A 17,439-nucleotide genomic window follows, 5' to 3' on the forward strand; every position below is an offset into this window, starting at 1 on the left:
CAGCTTCGCGGTTTAGTTCGCGTCAGCCGGCTGCCGACCCGTATACCGGGGCGGCGGCCGGCTCAAGCCTGATGATCACCGACTTTGAGGCTGGCGTATTACTCTCCTCCGCTGTCGAATCCAACGGCACCAGGACATTCGCCTCCGGATAATACGCAGCGGCGCATCCCCGCGCACTGGGGTACGCGACCAAACGCAACTGAGGCAGAACACGGTCAACGCCGTCGTCGGCCTCGCTGTGTACGTCCACGTAGCCCCCGTCCTCGAAACCCAACGCGGTTAGGTCCGACGGATTCACCAGGAGGACCATGCGGCCTTTCTTTATGCCCCGGTATCGATCGCTCATGGCATACATGGTGGTGTTGAACTGATCATGTGACCGGATTGTTTGGAGAAGCAAGCGGCCCTGGGGAATCGCAATTGTCTCAAGCTCGTTCACGGAGAACAGAGCTTTGCCTGTTGCTGTGGGGAATGTCCTGCTGTCCCTCGGCCCATGAGGCAAGACGAAGCCATCCTTCTCGCGGATGCGGGCATTGAAATCCTCAAACCCCGGCACAACCCGGGATATGTGGTCCCGAATGGCATCATAGTTGCGTCCCAGCCCGGCCCAATCGACCGGTACTTTATCGCCCAGGACAGCTTGGGCAAGGCGGCTGACGATGGCCACCTCGGACAACACATCCGGAGCTATCGGCTCCAGCGGACCCACCGAGCGATGTACCGCGCAGACAGTGTCCTCCACGGTGACAAACTGCTCCACGCCGCCCTGTCTGTCGATCTCTGTTCGCCCCAACGTCGGCAAGATCAGGGCCTGATCACCTACCACCACATGGGAGCGGTTGAGTTTGGTTGAAATCTGCACGGACAGACGCGTTTTCCGCACCGCCGCCTCAGCAACCTTGGTATCTGAAATCGCGTGGACCAGGTTGCCGCCCAACGCGATCAGGACTTTGATCCTGCAATCACGCATGCCCCTGATGCTGTCCACTGCATCGACGCCGGGATGCTGTGGCGGGGCAAAGCCGAACTCCCGCTTGATTGCCTCCAGGAACCGTGGCGGCATCTTCTCCCAAATGCCCATGGTCCGGTCACCCTGGACGTTGCTGTGTCCACGGATGGGGCACGGCCCTGCGCCGGGCTTTCCGATATTACCGCGCAGCAGGAGCAGGTTGATGATCTCCTTGATGGTGGGCACGGCCTTCTTATGCTGCGTAATACCCATTGCCCACGTGATGATGACTTTTTCGGCACGGAGGTACCTCGCGGCCAGTTCATCAATGTCCGCGCTGCCAAGCCCTGTGGCAGTGAGGACATCGCGTTCATTCAACGTGGCGAGATGGGCTGCAAAACCAACGAAGCCTTGGCAATGCTCATCTATGAACGTGCGGTCCAGCACTGTTCCGGGAGCAGCCCTCTCGGCATCCAGGACGCGCTTTGAAAGTGCCTGCAACAACGCCATATCCCCGGCGAGGCGGATCTGCAGGAACTGGTCTGCCAGATCTGTGCCCTTGCCTACCAGACCCCGTGGACGTTGCGGGTTCCGGAAGTTGATCAAACCAGCCTCGGGCAACGGATTCACGGCCACAATCTCCGCGCCCGCTTCTTTCGCTTCCTCCAGGGCCGTGAGCATCCGCGGATGGCAGGTTCCCGGGTTCTGGCCCATGATGACGATCAGGTCGGCCTTGGCAAAGTCCGCATAGGTGATGGCAGCCTTCCCCACGCCGATGGTTTCCCCCATCGCGGCACCTGTGGATTCGTGGCACATGTTTGAGCAGTCGGGGAGGTTGTTGGTTCCGAATGCCCGCACGAAAAGTTGATAGAGGAACGCAGCCTCGTTGCTTGTGCGTCCGCTGGTGTAGAACGTCGCTTGGTCCGGGGTCTCAAGCCCTTTCAGCTCGTGGGCGATGACCTCAAACGCCCGGTCCCAACTGACAGGTACGTAGTGGTCAGACCCCGCAGCCTTGTGGACGGGTTCCACCAACCTTCCTTGCTGACCCAGCCAGAACTCAGACCGGGACTCCAAAACACCCAAGCTGTTATCAGCCCAGAACTGCCTTGGAATCTTGAGTGCTTCAGCCTCCCAGCCCACGGCTTTGACGCCGTTCTCACAGAACTCTGCGGCCTTCCGCTTCTCAGGATCCGGCCAAGCACAGCCCGGGCAATCGAACCCGTCCTTCTGGTTGAGGGCGGCCAGCGTTTTCCACGTCCTGGACGGTCCCATCGAAGTCATGGAAAGCGGCAACGAATGAAGGAGGCTCGGCAATCCGGCTGCAGACCGCTTCGGCGGACTGACACTGAGCTCAGCGTCAGTGTCCTCCAATGGATGCTTTTTCCGTCCCATTGCTCCACCACGATCCGCGTGAATTGGGTAGCTGATTCCTTCAGCCTAAACCCGGTACGGAAGACGCTCAACGCAAGCTACGGTGACTAGCCCAGCAAAGTCCGGAAGTCGCCGTCGATGATGTCTGCGTAACCGCGGTAAGCCTCAATCACGGCATCCTCCACCGTGGCTACGTCCAGATGCGGCAGCAGGTCATTCGCAGCCCCGGCAGTGGCGGTGTCCCACTCGAGCCCCAGCGCAGCATAACTCGCCGTCAGGACCTCGCGAATGGGTTTGGAGTCCTCCACCACGATCACGGAGCTGAACAGCCAGCCTCCGGAGACGACGCGTTGGGCAGTGCCGATGAGCTTAATGCGGTGGGCAGGAAAATCAGGGTCTTCACCGTGGACGCTGAATTCTCCAGGACAGTACTCCCCGGGAATTTCGCCGACCGCTGCGTGAACTCCGACGCTGCGAAGCGCCCCGGCAAGCAGCTCACCAAACTCCGAGAAACGGGCTTTGGCGCGCACGATCGCATCGGGATGCGGCTCAATGTGATCTATCACCAAGGTCCCTTGGTGATACGCCGCGGCGCGGCCTCCTGCCTTTCGTATCAGGGGCTCGAAACCGAGTTCCCGGCAGGCCTCCTCCGCTGCGTGAAAACCAGGCAGGTTTGCATCGCGCTGGCCGAAAGCGACGGTAGGCTGCGGACGATAGAGGCGGAGAGACGGGCCGAGCTTGCCGTTCCGGGCGCGCTGAAGCAGCTCCAAGGCGAAATCGAGGTCTCCCGCCGCGCCCATCGATTCCTTCTGGCGATAAACCGTAAGCTGGCGGGTCCCTGCGTCCGAGGCGACCATCAGCTCTTCCTCAACGTCAGGATCTGTTCGGCCCGCCCGAAAGGTCCGTTGACGTCATGGAGCACAGTGGATGTCAGGCCGATGCCGTCAGCCCCGAAAGAGACCTTGTTGTCCAGGCCCAACCATTCACCCGATGGAGCACGATACATGTGGATCTGGAGATCGACGTTGGGAAAAATGTAGCTGTTTTCGCCCGGCGGAACGCGGGCCGCGATCCCATTGGCGGTGTCCACCAAGCCCGTGAGGCGGGCGAGATCGGCGCTGTCGCCTTGATCCGTGAGCGGGTGGGACGTCCGGATCCACACCTTTCCTGATCCTGGACGGTGGCCTTCGGCGATGCGCATCTCCAATGACCGGATGTAACCCCCGGGCCACACGCTGGCGCCATCCCATGGCTTGCACTCGTCGGGGGCCGGCATGGGCTCGTCTTCCACCGCGGCTACTGCGTTGGTGTCGCTGGTGACCATGCGCCACGCGGCAGCGCGGATAGCCACGCGGCCTCCCGCCGAAAGCTCTGCCTGGATAAGCTCGATGGTCCTTCCCGGCCTCAGCGTCGAGGTGGTGACCTGGAAATCGCCGCCTGGAATCAGCCCGAGGATTTCGTAGCTGATCCGCGCCAGACGGACGTCGTCCCGGGGTTCATGGCGCATCAGGGCATCGGCGATGATGCCCGAGGCGGGGGCCATGTGTTGTTCGTGGGGATTCCACGCACCTTGGGCATGGATGGTGGACCGGTAGCGGCCCTCGCCCAGTGATTCGTAGTAAAAATCGCCGTCCGCCAGTTCCGGTAATGCAGTAGTCAACCCAGGCCTTTCGCCGATCCAGCTGTAGAACTCAGACCACTGTATCCGCTGATTTGGCCCTCGCCCGACGCCGACGGAACACGACAACCCAGACGACGATGGCCGCCAAGGCTGCAACTCCCACCGCAGCACCTACTGGCGACGCTGCCGCTACCGCAAGCCACGCCTCCAAAGCAGCGAGACCAATGGTTGCGTAAAGCAATGCCCAAATGACAGAACCTGCCACAGCAGCGGGCAAGTACCGACGGAGCGGCATGCGGGCTGCACCCGCTGCCAGGTTGATAGCCGTTTGGAGGCCGATGGTCAGGAAAGAAAGCACGACGGCGTACGGGCCCCACCGCTGGATCAGGGCCTGGGAACGGGCTGCTTTGGGCCGCTCCAAAGAATCACCGAAGCGCGTGTGCGCGAGTCCGGCAACGGCTCCCCGCCCAATCCAGTAGGTCACATTGACGCGGATCATGACAATCGCGAAGAGCGCCGCGAGTGCGACGCCGAAAGGCAAACTCATGATCTGCTCCACTCGACTTAGGCTACCCTAAGCAGCGGGTCAATGAAGACTCGAGCCCGGGGACTGCCCTGCAAACCGTATGACGGGTCAAACCCTAGGATGAGTGCATGGATCTCCGCGACGCCGCCCAGAAGCTGTACGCCGTGACACCCCGTGATTTCACGGCGGAACGAACTGCGCTGGTCCGCAAAGCGAAGGATGCCGGCAACAAGGACCTGGCCAAAGAGATCGGCAGCCTCCCAAAGCCGGCCGCCGGCGCCTGGGCCATCAACATGCTGGCCCTCCACAAGCCAGAGGTGATTGACGACGTCGTGCGCTTTGGCGTTTCGCTTCGAACCGCCCAAGAGGAGGGTGACGCAGAAGCGTTTCGCGAACTCGGGCAGCAGCGCCAGGGACAATTGACATCTGCCGTGCATTCGGCCAAGGATCTCGCATCCGAGCTGGGCGCTCCCCTCAGCGCTGCCGCAGCAGCCGACGTTGAGCAGACATTCAGGGCAGCTATGGCCGATGCCGGTGCCGCCGCCGCAGTAGGAACGGGCCGCTTGGTGCGAGGGCTCAGCGGCAGCGGCTTCGAGGCAGTGGACCTTGCAGGTGCCATCGCTGCGCCAGGTCCGGATGACGAGGCAGGTCCTGAAACTGGAAAGGCACCAGCGAAGCGTGCGGCCAAGGCCGAACCGGCACCTAACAAAGACAAGCCTTCCAAAGAGAAGGCACCCAAGGAGAAAGCATCCAAAGACGAAGCGACGTCCCTGGCCGATAGACGCGCCGCCAAGCAACAAGCAGCACTGGAAGAGGCCCGCCGTGAATTCGAGGCTGCCGAAAAGGAAGCCAAGGAAGCAGAAGCGGGAGCATCCGACGCGTGGGAAACAGTCAAAGAGTTGGCGGACCGAAAATCCAACCTCAAATCCGAGATCGAAGACCTCAAGAAGCGTCTGGCCGCCCTTGAAGCCGAACTCATTGGGATCACCCGTGATGCGGAATCCGCCGAATCAGACAAGAAGCGTGCAGTGCGGGCCGCAACCCAGCAACGACGCGCCGCGGACCAAGCCCAGCGGCGCGTCGATCGGCTGAGCTAGTCCTTCTTCTTGACCGGCGACTTCTGCAGGTGATGCGTGGCCGGGCCTTCGAGGTACTTTCCCTCCGGGGTGAAGCGCGAACCGTGCAAGGGGCAGTCCCATGATTTTTCAGCGTCGTTCCAGCTCACGATACCGCCCAGGTGCGCACAGCTCGCGGACACCATGCAGACGTTGCCGTCCACGGTGGACACTGCCGCCGGTTCACCTTTGTACAGCCCCACCACACCGGTTCCTTCGGCGGGACGGGTCTGATCAGTTATTTCAGGATTAGCCTTGATTTTTGCCCTGTCCTCCACCATCCGCTTGGTGGTGCCGGCGTTGAGGCGGACCGCCTGAAGCCCGCCCTGGGGCGAGGAAACCCGGTGGTGGATAACGCTGGCCCAGTCGGACTGGCCGCCCAGGATGTCCGAAGTGATGGATAGCGCTGCCGCCACCCCGTTGCTCATCCCCCATTTGTTGTAGCCTGTGCCGAAGAAGATCCGTCCGTGGCCGCGGGGAAGCTTGCCGAAGAACGGCATCAGGTTAGTGGCTTGGTAGTCCTGTGCTGACCACGTGTGGGTGACCTCAGCTCCGGGGTAGTGCTGTGTTGCCCATCCGAGCAGGTCATCCAGGTGCGCCTTGGGCGACTTCGCCCGACCAGCCGTGTGGCCATAGCCGCCGACCAGGAGCAGCTCGCCGTTGGGAGTAGGTTGCGTGCGCTGGGAGCGCGTGGGCGAATCGATGGACAGATACATTCCCTTAGGAATGTCGCCCGATACCTTGAGGGCGGCCGCATAGGACCGGTTGGGCTCAAGCTTGGCGAAGTACAGGCCGCGGTCCAGGATGGGGATGCCCGTAGCTATCACCACTGTGTCGGCAGTGAACGTGCCCTTTCGGGTGGAAACCCCCATGGGTTGCTCGGAGCCCACGTTCTGCACCTGCATGTCCTCAACGATGAGGCCGCCATGCTCGCGGATGTCCCTGGCGAGTGTTTCCAGCACGTCCATGGGGTGGATTTGGGCCTGGCCTTCCAGTTCCAAAGCTTCAACAACAGGGAACGGCAATCCGGGGTCACGGCTGAAGTGGACGTCCAAACCTGCGTCCCGCGAAACTGCAGCCTCCTTACGGAGCCGCTGGCCGCCGTCGTCCGTGGTTGCGAACGTGACTGCTGTCCGGCGCTGGAACGGGATGCCCTGCTGCTCCATGTACTGCGTCAGCCAGGCCTGGCCGCTCTTGTTTGCCTCCACATAGGCCTGCACCACTTTCAAGGAGTACTGGCTACGCAAGGCTGAAAGAGCTCCACCTTGCAGGAGGCTCAACTTGCCGGTGGTGTTTCCGGTGGTCACTGCACCGAGTGTTCGGGCTTCAAAAACAACTACCCGCTGCCCGGACCTGGACAACAGCAAGGCCGTCACCATTCCAGTGAGCCCGGCGCCCACCACTATCGTGTCAAAGTGCTTTTCCTCGGGGATTGAGTCGGACATGAAGCGGGATTCCCGGTCCAACCACAGCGATTTCATCGATCAACCTGCCTCTCAATTCACTGGCATGTGGTGAGGGAAACGCTAGGCGGGTCGCTGATGCTTATCAAGAGGTGGCGGCGCCTCTCGCCACAGCAGCTGCATGCTGCAGTTCGGGGTCCGGATCCATGGCCCAACGCTCCAGCACGCGTTCAGCGCGTTCCTTCGCAAGTCCCTCCAGCCGTCCCAGCAACGGCCTCACAACGTCTGCGGCCAAGGGATCCACCAGCTCCCGTGTGCCGGCCTGTCTGATGAAACCTTCCATACGGGTGAGGTCGGTGTTGATCAGGACACCTACCTTGGTCTGCAGCAGAACCACGGCAGCAAGCCTCCGTTCAAAGACCGGCTCGGCCCACAGCTCCGAGCTCAAGGCAGTGATGTCGTCGTGGCCGAGGTTCTTGTACCGCTTCAGTGCATCCCTCACCGTGCCCCGCACTGCACCCACCGATGCGCCGTACACTTTCATGCTCCCGCCCAGGCGCTCAGTGGCCTCTGCAGCTTTCTCCCAGGTCGATTCCATCTGCAGGGTGTAATCCACGAATTCACCAGCTTCACTCACCCGTCTATTTTGTCAGTGCCTCCACCTAGCGTGATGACAACAGCAACCGACAGGAGCAACATGCCGTCCCAAGAGCTCGCCACCGAAGCATCCTTTCCGGGTGTCCCCGCTGCTTCGTCCATGCCCGAGTGGTACCCCGCATTGCTCAACACCGTGGCCCAAGAGGTCCGTGTCGGCAGGACCCGGGCGCTGGCAGCGGCCAATAGCGAGTTGTTGAATTCCTACTGGAGCATCGGCCGGCAGCTCGCCGACCGTGAATCCGAGCAAGGCTGGGGAGCCAAGGTGGTCACCCGCTTGTCCGCCGACATCCGGACGCGGTTCCCGGAAGCTAAAGGCTTCTCCCCCAGGAACCTGAGGTACATGAAGAGCTTCGCCCAGGCATGGCCGGACTTTCCAATGTTGCAAGCGCCGCTTGCAACATTGCCCTGGTACCACCAGATCGCACTGTTGGAAAAGCTCGACGACGCCGCCACGCGCCTTTGGTACGCCGCGGCAGCTGCCCAACACGGATGGTCACGCAACGTGCTGACCCACCAGATCTCAACGCGCTTGCACGAGCGCTCAGGGCAGGCCATCACTAACTTCAAAACCACCATGGTCCCTGCCGATTCGGACCTCGCCCAGCAGGCAACCAAGGACCCCTACGTCTTTGACTTTCTGTCCATGAGTGATCGGCACACCGAACGGGACCTGGAGCTGCAGTTGGTGAAACACGTGGAGAAATTCCTGCTGGAGCTGGGGCAGGGTTTCGCCTTCGTTGGTGAGCAGGTCCGGCTGGAGATCGCCGGGGACGAGTTCTTCGCGGACCTTCTCTTCTACCATCTGAAGCTGCGCTGCTACATGGTGATTGAACTCAAGGCCGTGAAGTTCGAACCTGGGTTCCTCGGGCAATTGGGCATGTACATGGCGGCCGTGGACGACCTCATGGCACATCCCGACGACAAGCCCACCATCGGCCTGCTGTTGTGCAAAGAGAAGAACAGCGTGGTGGCCGAGTACGCACTGCGTGGGTTCAACGCTCCCGTGGGCATCGCGGAGTGGAAAACCTCCCTTGCTGACTCCTTGCCCGATGAGTTGGTGGCGAGCCTGCCGAGTATCGAGACCTTGGAGGCCGAACTGGCGAGCGAGGCTGCGCGGTTGCAGGGCTGAGTTCACGGATACAGCGGCTTAGACGTTGTCCTTGAACCAAGTCAGGGTGTCGTTCCACGCTGCCGTTGCCTGAGCCTCCACGTAGCGCTCAGCCGTGTCGTTGTGGAACGCGTGATCCACGCCGGGGTACACCTTGAGCTGGTGCTTGACCGTTGAGGCATCCAAGGCTGCCTGCAGCTGGGGCATTGCACCGGTGATGCGTGCATCGTTCTCCGCGTAGACGCCAAAGACCGCCGGTTTGATGGTGGGCACCTTGGCCAGGTCCGGGGCGGGACCGTAGAAGGCGGATGTTGCTTTGAGTCCTTGGATCTCGGTGCTTGCCTGCCACGTGATGCCGCCGCCGAAGCAAAAACCCACCATGGCGATCCGGCCCTCTTCGACGAAATCCTGGCCGTTGAGGTACTCCAAGGCTGCTTTGAAGTCGTCCACGTGCCTTTGGGCGCCCGCCTGCGTCAGAGCGCCGGGGACAGCGTCCGGATCCATATTCGCGGTGCCGCCTTCCCTGCTGAGGAGGTCCAGCGCCAGCGCCGCGTACCCTTCCTTGGCGAAGCGCCGGGCGACGTCCTGGATGTGCGGTGTGAGGCCTCGGTTTTCGTGGCAGATCAAGACGCCGGGGCCCTTTTGGCTCCCCTCGGGCCTGGCCAAGTACGCGCTGATTTCCGTCCCGTTTGCGGGGAATGTCACTGTTGCCGTCGTCAGGCCCGCAGCACCCTCCGGGACAGATAACGGACTCTTGGCGTTGGGAACTGCAGTAGTCGCAGTCCCTGTTCTTGCCGCCTCGGATGTCGGTGAAGGCGTGGGCATGGGGTCAGTGGTTTGGGGAACCTCGTCCGGCGTACAGCCGACCAAAGTCATGGCCGCCGCGGCCGCGGTCATGCTTCCCATGATGAACGCCACCCGCCTGGTGAATGTCTTATGCGACATGTCCCCCGACCGGAAGTCGTCGTAGAACTCTTCGATCAAGTACTTTTCAAACTTGCCTAGCTGAGTCATGGTGGTCCTCCCGAAGATGGCACTTATCCTCTCCTGATGAGAAGACGCGGACAAGGGCGGGATGGTTCAATCTCAGTCCCGGGCGAAGCGTCTAATAATGTCAGTGCCTCCTGCGAGAGTAGGGACATGGAGCAGATCCGGGAAAGGCAAACGAAGACAGCGGTGTCCGCTGCGCATCTTCGTGCCACATCCCGAGGCGTGTCTCAACCCGGCGCGGTTTCGGCGGGTCCGGTTCCGGCCGGCTCTGTGTGTGGGGACTTGATCGAGCAGTTGCGGGTGTTGGAGGAGATGAAGTCGGCCATTACGGCGTTGCAGGCGCGGGTTGCCGTGGCTTTTGATCTTGCCCAGCGTGCCGAGCAGGCCGAGGCGGGTGTTCCAGCGGCGGAGCGGGGGCAGGGTGTGGGTGCGCAGGTGGCGTTGGCGAGGCGGGAGTCACCGAATCGGGGGTCCCGGTTGTTGGGTTTGGCGAAGGCCCTTGTGATGGAGATGCCGCGGACGTTGGCTGCTTTGAAGTCGGGGCAGTTGAATGAGTGGCGGGCCACGCTGCTGGTGAAAGAGACCGCGTGTTTGTCTGTTGAGGACCGGGGCGCGGTGGATGAGGAGCTCGCCGCCGATACCGGGACCTTTGATGGTGCCGGGGATAAGACGATCATCGCGGCAGCAAAGGCTGCCGCGTATCGGCGTGACCCGCGATCGGTGGCGGGGCGTGCCAGCCGTGCGGCCGCCGAACGGATGGTGAGCCTGCGCCCGGCGCCGGACACGATGACGTACTTGACCGCGTTGCTTCCCGTGGCCCAGGGGGTGGCTGTTTACGCTGCTCTGTGCCGCGCGGCTGATTCGGCCCGTTCCAGCGGTGATGCGGGGACAGGCGGGGTTGTCCCGACCCGTGGCCAGGTCATGGCCGACACCCTGGTCGAACGCGTCACGGGTACACCCGGTGGGATTTCGGGGATCAACCTGGACCTTGTCATGACCGACCGCACCCTCTTCCAAGGTGACAGCGAACCGGCACGGCTCAAGGGCTACGGAATCGTCCCGGCAGAATGGGCAAGGGAACTTCTCGGTTCCGGGCAAGCCGCAACCCCGGAACAGACCGCAACCTTGGGACAGACAGTGGCGAACCCGGCCTCCGGCCGGGGGCGAACCGGCAAAGATCACGCGGGAACGCCGGATGCAGAGCTCTCTGTCGGGCTTCGGCGGCTCTACACCGCGCCGGCCAGTGGCGAGCTGTTGAGCATGGACTCCAAAGCCCGGCTCTTCCCTGCAAGGCTTCGGCGTTTCATCGAAACCCGCGACGATACCTGCCGCACGCCGTACTGCGATGCGCCCATCCGGCACATCGACCATGTGCTTCCGTGGCGTTCCGGAGGAACAACACACCTCACCAACGGTGCAGGACTGTGCGAGGCGTGCAACCACACCAAGGAAAACCCCGGCTGGACCAGCAAAACCGTACATGCCCACGAGCACGGGGGGACGCACACCCTGGAAATCAGCACCCCCACCGGGCACACCTACCAATCGAAAGCCCCACCCCTGCCCGGACACCGCCCCTCCAGAACGTAACCACCCATCGGCGGGAGCTGCGACGCCGCAAGTTACGCACAAGAAGGCGGACAGCGATTGCTCGCTGCCCGCCTCCTAATCGTCGCGTATTAGACGTGGTCTTAGAACTCCCAGTCCTCATCCTCCGTGTTGACAGCTTTGCCAATCACGTAGGAGGAGCCCGAGCCGGAGAAGAAGTCGTGGTTCTCGTCGGCGTTCGGGGATAGGGCCGACAGGATGGCCGGGTTCACGTCGGTGACGGAAGCCGGGAACATGGCCTCGTAGCCGAGGTTCATGAGGGCCTTGTTGGCGTTGTAGTGCAGGAACTTCTTGACGTCCTCGGCCAGGCCGACACCGTCGTAGAGGTCGTGCGTGTACTGGACTTCGTTTTCGTACAGCTCGAAGAGCAGCTCGAACGTGTAGTCCTTGATTTCCTGCTTACGGGCCTCGGAAACCTTCTCCAAGCCCTTCTGGAACTTGTAGCCGATGTAGTAGCCGTGCACGGCCTCATCGCGAATGATGAGGCGGATGAGGTCGGCCGTGTTCGTGAGCTTGGCGCGCGAGGACCAGTACATGGGCAGGTAGAAGCCCGAGTAGAACAGGAAGCTCTCCAGCAGAGTGGAGGCAACCTTGCGCTTCAAGGGATCGTCGCCCTGGTAGTAGTCCATGACGATCTGAGCCTTCTTCTGCAGGTTCTCGTTTTCGAGGGACCAGCGGAAAGCGTCGTCAATCTCCTTGGTGGAGCACAGGGTGGAGAAGATGGACGAGTAGGACTTGGCGTGCACCGACTCCATGAAGGCGATGTTGGTGTACACAGCTTCTTCGTGCGGGGTGATCGCGTCCGGAATCAGCGAAACGGCGCCGACGGTGCCTTGGATGGTGTCCAGAAGGGTGAGGCCGGTAAACACGCGCATGGTGAGCTGCTGCTCGTCCGGCGTCAGTGTGTGCCACGACTGGACGTCGTTGGACAGCGGCACCTTCTCCGGGAGCCAGAAGTTATTGACCAGGCGGTTCCAGACTTCCACGTCCTTGTCGTCCTGGATCTTGTTCCAGTTGATGGCCTCGACGTGTGTCAGCAGCTTGACCTTTTCGGTCATTTCATCCCCTTAAAGCGATGGTTTTCTTGAGATAAGCCTACGACGGCGGGTGGTAACCCGCCGTCGTGCTCTTTAGTTTTCAGCGCGGCAGCCCGCTGCAAGGAATCAACCGATTTAAGTTGATTAGAGTGCGCAGCTTACGCAGCCCTCAACCTCGGTCCCTTCGAGGGCCATCTGGCGGAGACGGATGTAGTAGAGCGTCTTGATGCCCTTGCGCCATGCGTAGATCTGCGCCTTGTTGATGTCACGCGTGGTGGCGGTGTCCTTGAAGAACAGCGTCAGGGACAGGCCCTGGTCCACGTGCTGCGTGGCAGCGGCGTAGGTGTCGATGATCTTCTCGTAGCCGATTTCGTAGGCATCCTGGTAGTACTCCAGGTTGTCGTTGGTCAGGTACGGAGCCGGGTAGTAAACGCGGCCGATCTTGCCTTCCTTGCGGATTTCGATCTTGGCGGCCACCGGGTGGATCGAGGACGTGGAGTTGTTGATGTAGCTGATGGAACCGGTAGGCGGCACGGCCTGCAGGTTCTGGTTGTAGATACCGTGCTCCATAACGGAAGCCTTCAGCTCGCGCCAGTCATCCTGGGTGGGGATGTGGTGGCCGGCGAAGAGCTCGCGGACGCGCTCCGTCTCCGGAACCCATTCCTGCTCGGTGTACTTGTCGAAGAACTCACCGGAAGCGTAGGTGGACTTCTCGAATCCGCCGAACTTCTGGCCGGTCTCGATGGCAAGGCGGTTGGAAGCCCGCAGGGCGTGGAACAGCACCGTGTAGAAGTAGATGTTGGTGAAGTCCAGTCCCTCTTCGGAACCGTAGTGGACGTGCTCACGGGCAAGGTAGCCGTGGAGGTTCATCTGGCCGAGGCCAATCGCGTGGCTCTGGGCATTGCCCTGGGCGATGGAAGGCACGGAGTTGATGTACGACATGTCCGAAACAGCGCTGAGGGCGCGGATGGAGGTCTCAATGGAGAGTCCAAAGTCCGGCGAATCCATGGTCTTGGCGATGTTCATGGAACCGAGGTTGCAGGAAATGTCCTTGCCAACGGTTTCGTAGCTGAGGTCCTCGGCGTAGATGGACGGCGAAGAAACCTGCAGGATCTCCGAGCACAGGTTGCTCATGGTGATCTTGCCGTCGATCGGGTTGGCCCGGTTCACGGTGTCCTCGAACATGATGTACGGGTAACCGGATTCGAACTGGATCTCCGCGAGGGTCTGGAAGAACTCGCGGGCGCTGATCTTGGTCTTCTTGATCCGGGAATCATCAACCATCTCGTAGTACTTCTCGGTCACCGAAATATCGGAGAACGGAACGCCGTAGACCTTCTCGACGTCGTACGGGGAGAAGAGGTACATGTCCTCGTTCTTCTTGGCGAGCTCGAACGTGATGTCCGGAACCACGACGCCCAAGGAGAGCGTCTTGATGCGGATTTTCTCGTCAGCGTTCTCACGCTTGGTGTCCAGGAAGCGGTGGATGTCCGGGTGGTGGGCGTGCAGGTACACGGCACCTGCGCCCTGGCGGGCACCGAGCTGGTTGGCGTAGGAGAAGCTGTCTTCGAGGAGCTTCATCACGGGGATAACGCCGGAGGACTGGTTCTCGATCTGCTTGATCGGGGCGCCGTGCTCGCGGATGTTGGTGAGCGAAAGAGCTACACCGCCGCCGCGCTTGGAGAGCTGAAGGGCGGAGTTGATGGCGCGGGCGATCGACTCCATGTTGTCTTCGATGCGGAGCAGGAAGCAGGAGACGAGCTCACCGCGCTGTGCCTTGCCGGCATTGAGGAACGTGGGGGTGGCCGGCTGGAAGCGGCCATCAATGATTTCGTCGACGAGGCGGTTGGCCAGTTCTTCGTTACCGCGGGCCAGGTGCAGGGCTACCATGCAGACGCGGTCTTCGTAGCGCTCGAGGAAACGCTTGCCGTCAAAAGTCTTCAGCGTGTAGGACGTGTAGAACTTGAAGGCGCCGAGGAAGGTCTCGAAGCGGAACTTCTTTTTGTAAGCGCGGTTGAAGAGGTCGCGGATGAAGTTCATCGTGTACTGGTCGAGGGTTTCGCGCTCGTAGTACTGGTTCTTCACCAGGTAGTCGAGCTTCTCTTCCAGGTCGTGGAAGAACACCGTGTTGTTGTTCACGTGCTGCAGGAAGTACTGGTGCGCAGCTTCACGGTCGGCTTCGAACTGGATCTCACCGTTGGGGCCATACAGGTTCAGCATGGCGTTGAGCTCGTGATAACCCAAGCCCTTGAAAGCCTCAGGCAGCGGCTTCTTGACCGTGTCCACAGCGCCCCCGGTTACTTCTGTTTCTGCGACAGTTGTGTCCAAAACTTTTCCAGCCCTTCGTTGACCCGTTGAACGTCTTCCGGCGTCCCCATGAGTTCAAATTTGTAAAGATGCGGCACCTTGCACTTAACGGAGATGATGTCTCCCGCTGCGCAGTAGTTATCCGCGAAATTGGTGTTCCCTGCTCCAATAACACCCCGGATCAGTTTCCTGTTCCGGGGATCATTCAAAAACCTGATGACCTGTTTCGGCACCGAACCTTCGCCGTTTGTTCCGCCGTAAGTGGGCAGCACAAGGACGAACGGTTCGAGGGCCTGCAGCGGAGCATCCTGGGCATAGAGCGGGATGCGCGCCGCATCCCTGCCCAATTTTTGGACGAATCGTTTGGTGTTCTCGGAGGTCGAGGAAAAGTAGATGAGGTGACTCCTGGTGGTGACAGCTTCCGCAGCTTCGCGTACGGTTGCCGCTGCCAGCGGTGCCATGGGAGTCACCTCGACTACATAGGAATTCTGAGTGTGCTGTGGTGGCGAAGTTTGAATGGAAACTTAGGCCACGGAGGAAACAGCCTGGGCCAGTTCCTCGATCTTGTCCGGGCGGAAACCAGACCAGTGGTCCTGCTCGGTCACGACAACCGGAGCCTGCATGTAGCCCAAGGCCTTGAGGCGCTCGAGGGCCTCGGCATCCTGGGAGATGTCGACACTCTGGTAGGCAATGCCCTTCTTGTCGAGTGCACGGTAGGTTGCGTTGCACTGAACACAGGCCGGCTTCGTGTAAACCGTAACGGTCATGATCCCTGTCCCCTTAGTTGAAGTCTGTCGCTCTTCGTATCTGGCGGGCTCAACCGGAACTAGTTTCTGAATCCGATACCGGCCCGCGGGCTGCTGTGGCAGCCAACACGCTTATTTAGTCTTGTGCTGGTTTCCCGCTCAATCCGTAAATCGATACTACATGTAGTGCAAGCGCCTCGCCGGAACCCCAAGATGATGTATTACAAGTATGTCATTCAATCCACCGCTCGTCCACAGGCAGAGGCCATCAAAATGTCCGTGATTCCGCCGAATTGAGAGATGTCATCCACACCCTGTGGACTACTTAGCCACATTTAATCTTCAGCGTGTCGCCAGGATACGGCGTGTCGTGACACTTTGAAAATGTGGCGTGGCGAACAGCTAAAATCGGCTGATGGTCAACCTTCTCCATCTCCGCACGTTGATGGAGGTCACCCGGTTGGGTTCCTTCGCAGCCGCTGCCGCCCAACTCGGCTACACAGCTTCCGCAGTCTCCCAACAGATGGCTGCGCTGGAACGCGATACCGGCGTCGAGCTCTTCCAACGGTCAGCCCGCAGCGTTGTTCCAACAGAGGCCGCGTTGACCATGACCCGGCACGCGTCGAAGGTGCTGACCGACGTCGAGGCCCTCATGGCAGCAGCCTCGAGGACCAATGACTCCCCCGCGCAGGAGCTCAGGCTGGGCATTTTCCCCAGCCTCGCAACCTATGTCCTGCCGGACATTTTGCGGAATGAACGATGGAGCGGACTGGGTATTGAGCTGCGGGTCTCCGTGGCCGAGCCGGCACAAACCATTCAAGGCCTGCGCAGCGGCGGCGAACTGGATGTGGCGTTGGTCTACCAGGTGGGGCAATCCGGCTTGGCGTGGCCTCATTCACTGGAACGCCAGTGGATTGGCGACGACGACTTCCGGGTAGTACTGCCGGCGTCCTGGAAGATCCGCGAGGACGCCGAGATCGAGGCAGCACATCTCTCCGACATGCCATGGATCGTCCACCACCCGGGCACCAGCGATGCCCTGGTGATCGAACGCCTGTTCGCCAGCTGCAACCTGCACCCCCGGGTGGTGGCCTACAGCGACGACTTCCACGCGAGCCTGGAGATGACTGCCGCCGGCCTCGGTGCCTCGCTGGTACCGGAACTGGCGCTGCGGAACCGTCCGCCCGGCGTCGTGGTCCTTGACGTACCGGACATCCGGCTGGCCCGGAACGTGTTCGCCCTTCTCATCAACGAAAAGCGCACAGCCCAAGTGCAGTTGTTCACACAGCTGCTTGCGGACACCCTCAGGGACACGTCGGGAAAGAGTGGTCTTCACCCCCTGAAATCCACTCCTGTCAAGGGCCGCAAGCTCCAGAGGTGAATTGCCGCGAAGTGCTGGAACCCGCCGGTTGATGGGGTTAGATTGATCACATGGGCAAGGTAGCGAGCAAACATTTTGGGGAGATCGAGCTCAACCACGGGCGTGAACATTGCTTCGTCGCGAGACACGAACTTGGCGGCAACCAGCTTGAGCTGGACCTCAACGTCACCGCGCACGACCACTTCGATGAGGCGGCCATGCGCAAGGTGGACTATAGATTGCGCTTCCTGCCGGAACTCGTGGACCAGGTCCGGGAGATGATCGCCGACGAACTCGACCAGGACGGCACCAACCCCCAACAGTTCCTGCACTTCCACAGCTCGCAGCTCAAGGAAGAGCAACTCGAATCGGTCTTTGGTGTCAGCGACAAGGGCCAGCTCACCAACGACGTCTTCCTGAAAGCCCTCAAACTCGGCCATGTGGCCATCTATCCGGGTCAGCCGGAGCGGTACTTCGTGCTGGACTTCACCCTCGGCTCGCACTTCACGGACGAGCTGCTGGTAGTAGCCGCTGATGAGGACGGCGTGGTGGACGACGAAATCCTGTGGGAGTCGTAAACAGCTTTTAACCGCGAACGACGGCGGCCGGTCACCTTTCGGGTGACCGGCCGCCCGTCGTTA

Annotated in this window: 16 protein-coding genes; 5 read left to right on the forward strand and 11 right to left on the reverse strand. The window is 61.0% G+C overall.

Annotated features, from left to right (window positions below; genetic code table 11):
* Window positions 1-22 precede the first annotated feature (22 nt).
* The 4 genes from ACIQTW_RS01880 to ACIQTW_RS01895 form a co-directional block, all read right to left on the reverse strand.
* On the reverse strand, window positions 23-2,341 hold the full coding sequence (locus ACIQTW_RS01880; RefSeq protein ID WP_402933090.1) for an FdhF/YdeP family oxidoreductase: 2,319 nt from the start codon (window positions 2,339-2,341) through the stop codon (window positions 23-25).
* Between the two features lie 86 nt (window positions 2,342-2,427).
* On the reverse strand, window positions 2,428-3,177 hold the full coding sequence (locus ACIQTW_RS01885) for a biotin/lipoate A/B protein ligase family protein (protein ID WP_402933093.1): 750 nt from the start codon (window positions 3,175-3,177) through the stop codon (window positions 2,428-2,430).
* Entirely contained in the window at window positions 3,177-3,980 is an 804-nt protein-coding gene (locus ACIQTW_RS01890) for a thioesterase family protein (protein ID WP_402933094.1), read from the reverse strand. Before ACIQTW_RS01890 ends, ACIQTW_RS01885 begins: the two co-directional genes overlap by 1 nt.
* 31 nt (window positions 3,981-4,011) lie before the next feature.
* Window positions 4,012-4,500: a DedA family protein gene (locus ACIQTW_RS01895; RefSeq protein ID WP_402933097.1), complete on the reverse strand. Its 489-nt coding sequence runs from the start codon at window positions 4,498-4,500 to the stop codon at window positions 4,012-4,014.
* Window positions 4,501-4,595: 95 nt separating this feature from the next.
* On the opposite strand from ACIQTW_RS01895, the gene ACIQTW_RS01900 reads away from it, so the two are divergent.
* Window positions 4,596-5,564, forward strand: coding sequence for a hypothetical protein (locus ACIQTW_RS01900; protein WP_402933100.1), 969 nt, complete (start codon window positions 4,596-4,598; stop codon window positions 5,562-5,564).
* Here the strand turns inward: ACIQTW_RS01900 and ACIQTW_RS01905 are convergent.
* Both ACIQTW_RS01905 and ACIQTW_RS01910 read right to left on the reverse strand, forming a co-directional pair.
* Window positions 5,561-7,063 carry an FAD-dependent oxidoreductase gene (locus ACIQTW_RS01905; protein ID WP_402933103.1) on the reverse strand — a complete coding sequence of 501 codons (1,503 nt, stop codon included), beginning with the start codon at window positions 7,061-7,063 and terminating at the stop codon, window positions 5,561-5,563. The two genes, ACIQTW_RS01900 and ACIQTW_RS01905, sit on opposite strands and share 4 nt — an antisense overlap.
* A gap of 67 nt (window positions 7,064-7,130) precedes the next feature.
* On the reverse strand, window positions 7,131-7,622 hold the full coding sequence (locus ACIQTW_RS01910) for a DNA alkylation repair protein (RefSeq protein WP_402933106.1): 492 nt from the start codon (window positions 7,620-7,622) through the stop codon (window positions 7,131-7,133).
* Window positions 7,623-7,655: 33 nt separating this feature from the next.
* Here ACIQTW_RS01910 and ACIQTW_RS01915 point away from each other — a divergent pair, with 33 nt between their 5' ends.
* A complete protein-coding gene (locus tag ACIQTW_RS01915) occupies window positions 7,656-8,771 on the forward strand; it encodes a YhcG family protein (RefSeq protein WP_402933109.1) in 1,116 nt (371 codons plus the stop codon).
* 18 nt (window positions 8,772-8,789) lie between these two features.
* On the opposite strand, the gene ACIQTW_RS01920 is transcribed toward ACIQTW_RS01915, so the two are convergent.
* On the reverse strand, window positions 8,790-9,764 hold the full coding sequence (locus ACIQTW_RS01920) for a dienelactone hydrolase family protein (RefSeq protein ID WP_402933112.1): 975 nt from the start codon (window positions 9,762-9,764) through the stop codon (window positions 8,790-8,792).
* A gap of 126 nt (window positions 9,765-9,890) precedes the next feature.
* On the opposite strand from ACIQTW_RS01920, the gene ACIQTW_RS01925 reads away from it, so the two are divergent.
* Window positions 9,891-11,330, forward strand: a complete 1,440-nt coding sequence (locus ACIQTW_RS01925; RefSeq protein ID WP_402933115.1) for an HNH endonuclease — start codon at window positions 9,891-9,893, stop codon at window positions 11,328-11,330.
* A 101-nt stretch (window positions 11,331-11,431) separates the two neighbouring features.
* Here the strand turns inward: ACIQTW_RS01925 and nrdF are convergent, their stop codons facing one another.
* The 4 genes from nrdF to nrdH form a co-directional block, all read right to left on the reverse strand.
* Window positions 11,432-12,406, reverse strand: coding sequence for a class 1b ribonucleoside-diphosphate reductase subunit beta (nrdF, locus tag ACIQTW_RS01930; RefSeq protein ID WP_011775019.1), 975 nt, complete (start codon window positions 12,404-12,406; stop codon window positions 11,432-11,434).
* A gap of 123 nt (window positions 12,407-12,529) precedes the next feature.
* Window positions 12,530-14,671 (reverse strand): class 1b ribonucleoside-diphosphate reductase subunit alpha, encoded by a 2,142-nt coding sequence (nrdE, locus tag ACIQTW_RS01935; protein ID WP_402936171.1) that lies wholly within the window; start codon window positions 14,669-14,671, stop codon window positions 12,530-12,532.
* An 11-nt stretch (window positions 14,672-14,682) separates the two neighbouring features.
* Window positions 14,683-15,153 (reverse strand): class Ib ribonucleoside-diphosphate reductase assembly flavoprotein NrdI, encoded by a 471-nt coding sequence (nrdI, locus tag ACIQTW_RS01940; protein WP_017200557.1) that lies wholly within the window; start codon window positions 15,151-15,153, stop codon window positions 14,683-14,685.
* 63 nt (window positions 15,154-15,216) lie between these two features.
* Window positions 15,217-15,459 carry a glutaredoxin-like protein NrdH gene (nrdH, locus tag ACIQTW_RS01945; protein ID WP_011775022.1) on the reverse strand — a complete coding sequence of 81 codons (243 nt, stop codon included), beginning with the start codon at window positions 15,457-15,459 and terminating at the stop codon, window positions 15,217-15,219.
* A 394-nt stretch (window positions 15,460-15,853) separates the two neighbouring features.
* On the opposite strand from nrdH, the gene ACIQTW_RS01950 reads away from it, so the two are divergent.
* The gene (locus ACIQTW_RS01950; RefSeq protein WP_402933121.1) at window positions 15,854-16,819 is read left to right on the forward strand and encodes a LysR family transcriptional regulator; all 966 of its coding nucleotides are present in this window, start codon (window positions 15,854-15,856) and stop codon (window positions 16,817-16,819) included.
* A 50-nt stretch (window positions 16,820-16,869) separates the two neighbouring features.
* On the forward strand, window positions 16,870-17,376 hold the full coding sequence (locus ACIQTW_RS01955; protein WP_011775024.1) for a DUF2004 domain-containing protein: 507 nt from the start codon (window positions 16,870-16,872) through the stop codon (window positions 17,374-17,376).
* The last annotated feature ends 63 nt before the right edge of the window (window positions 17,377-17,439 follow it).

The sequence above is a fragment of the Paenarthrobacter sp. NPDC090517 genome, assembly GCF_044769165.1.
Taxonomy (GTDB): Bacteria; Actinomycetota; Actinomycetes; order Actinomycetales; family Micrococcaceae; genus Arthrobacter.

Coding starts and splice junctions, on each gene's coding strand:
- ACIQTW_RS01950 (WP_402933121.1), top strand. CDS start 15,854: ATGGTCAACCTTCTCCATCTCCGCACGTTGATGGAGGTCACCCGGTTG.
- ACIQTW_RS01900 (WP_402933100.1), top strand. CDS start 4,596: ATGGATCTCCGCGACGCCGCCCAGAAGCTGTACGCCGTGACACCCCGT.
- nrdI (WP_017200557.1), bottom strand. CDS start 15,153: ATGGCACCGCTGGCAGCGGCAACCGTACGCGAAGCTGCGGAAGCTGTC.
- nrdF (WP_011775019.1), bottom strand. CDS start 12,406: ATGACCGAAAAGGTCAAGCTGCTGACACACGTCGAGGCCATCAACTGG.
- ACIQTW_RS01880 (WP_402933090.1), bottom strand. CDS start 2,341: ATGGGACGGAAAAAGCATCCATTGGAGGACACTGACGCTGAGCTCAGT.
- ACIQTW_RS01920 (WP_402933112.1), bottom strand. CDS start 9,764: ATGACTCAGCTAGGCAAGTTTGAAAAGTACTTGATCGAAGAGTTCTAC.
- ACIQTW_RS01905 (WP_402933103.1), bottom strand. CDS start 7,063: ATGAAATCGCTGTGGTTGGACCGGGAATCCCGCTTCATGTCCGACTCA.
- ACIQTW_RS01915 (WP_402933109.1), top strand. CDS start 7,656: ATGACAACAGCAACCGACAGGAGCAACATGCCGTCCCAAGAGCTCGCC.
- ACIQTW_RS01925 (WP_402933115.1), top strand. CDS start 9,891: ATGGAGCAGATCCGGGAAAGGCAAACGAAGACAGCGGTGTCCGCTGCG.
- ACIQTW_RS01955 (WP_011775024.1), top strand. CDS start 16,870: ATGGGCAAGGTAGCGAGCAAACATTTTGGGGAGATCGAGCTCAACCAC.
- ACIQTW_RS01885 (WP_402933093.1), bottom strand. CDS start 3,177: ATGGTCGCCTCGGACGCAGGGACCCGCCAGCTTACGGTTTATCGCCAG.
- nrdH (WP_011775022.1), bottom strand. CDS start 15,459: ATGACCGTTACGGTTTACACGAAGCCGGCCTGTGTTCAGTGCAACGCA.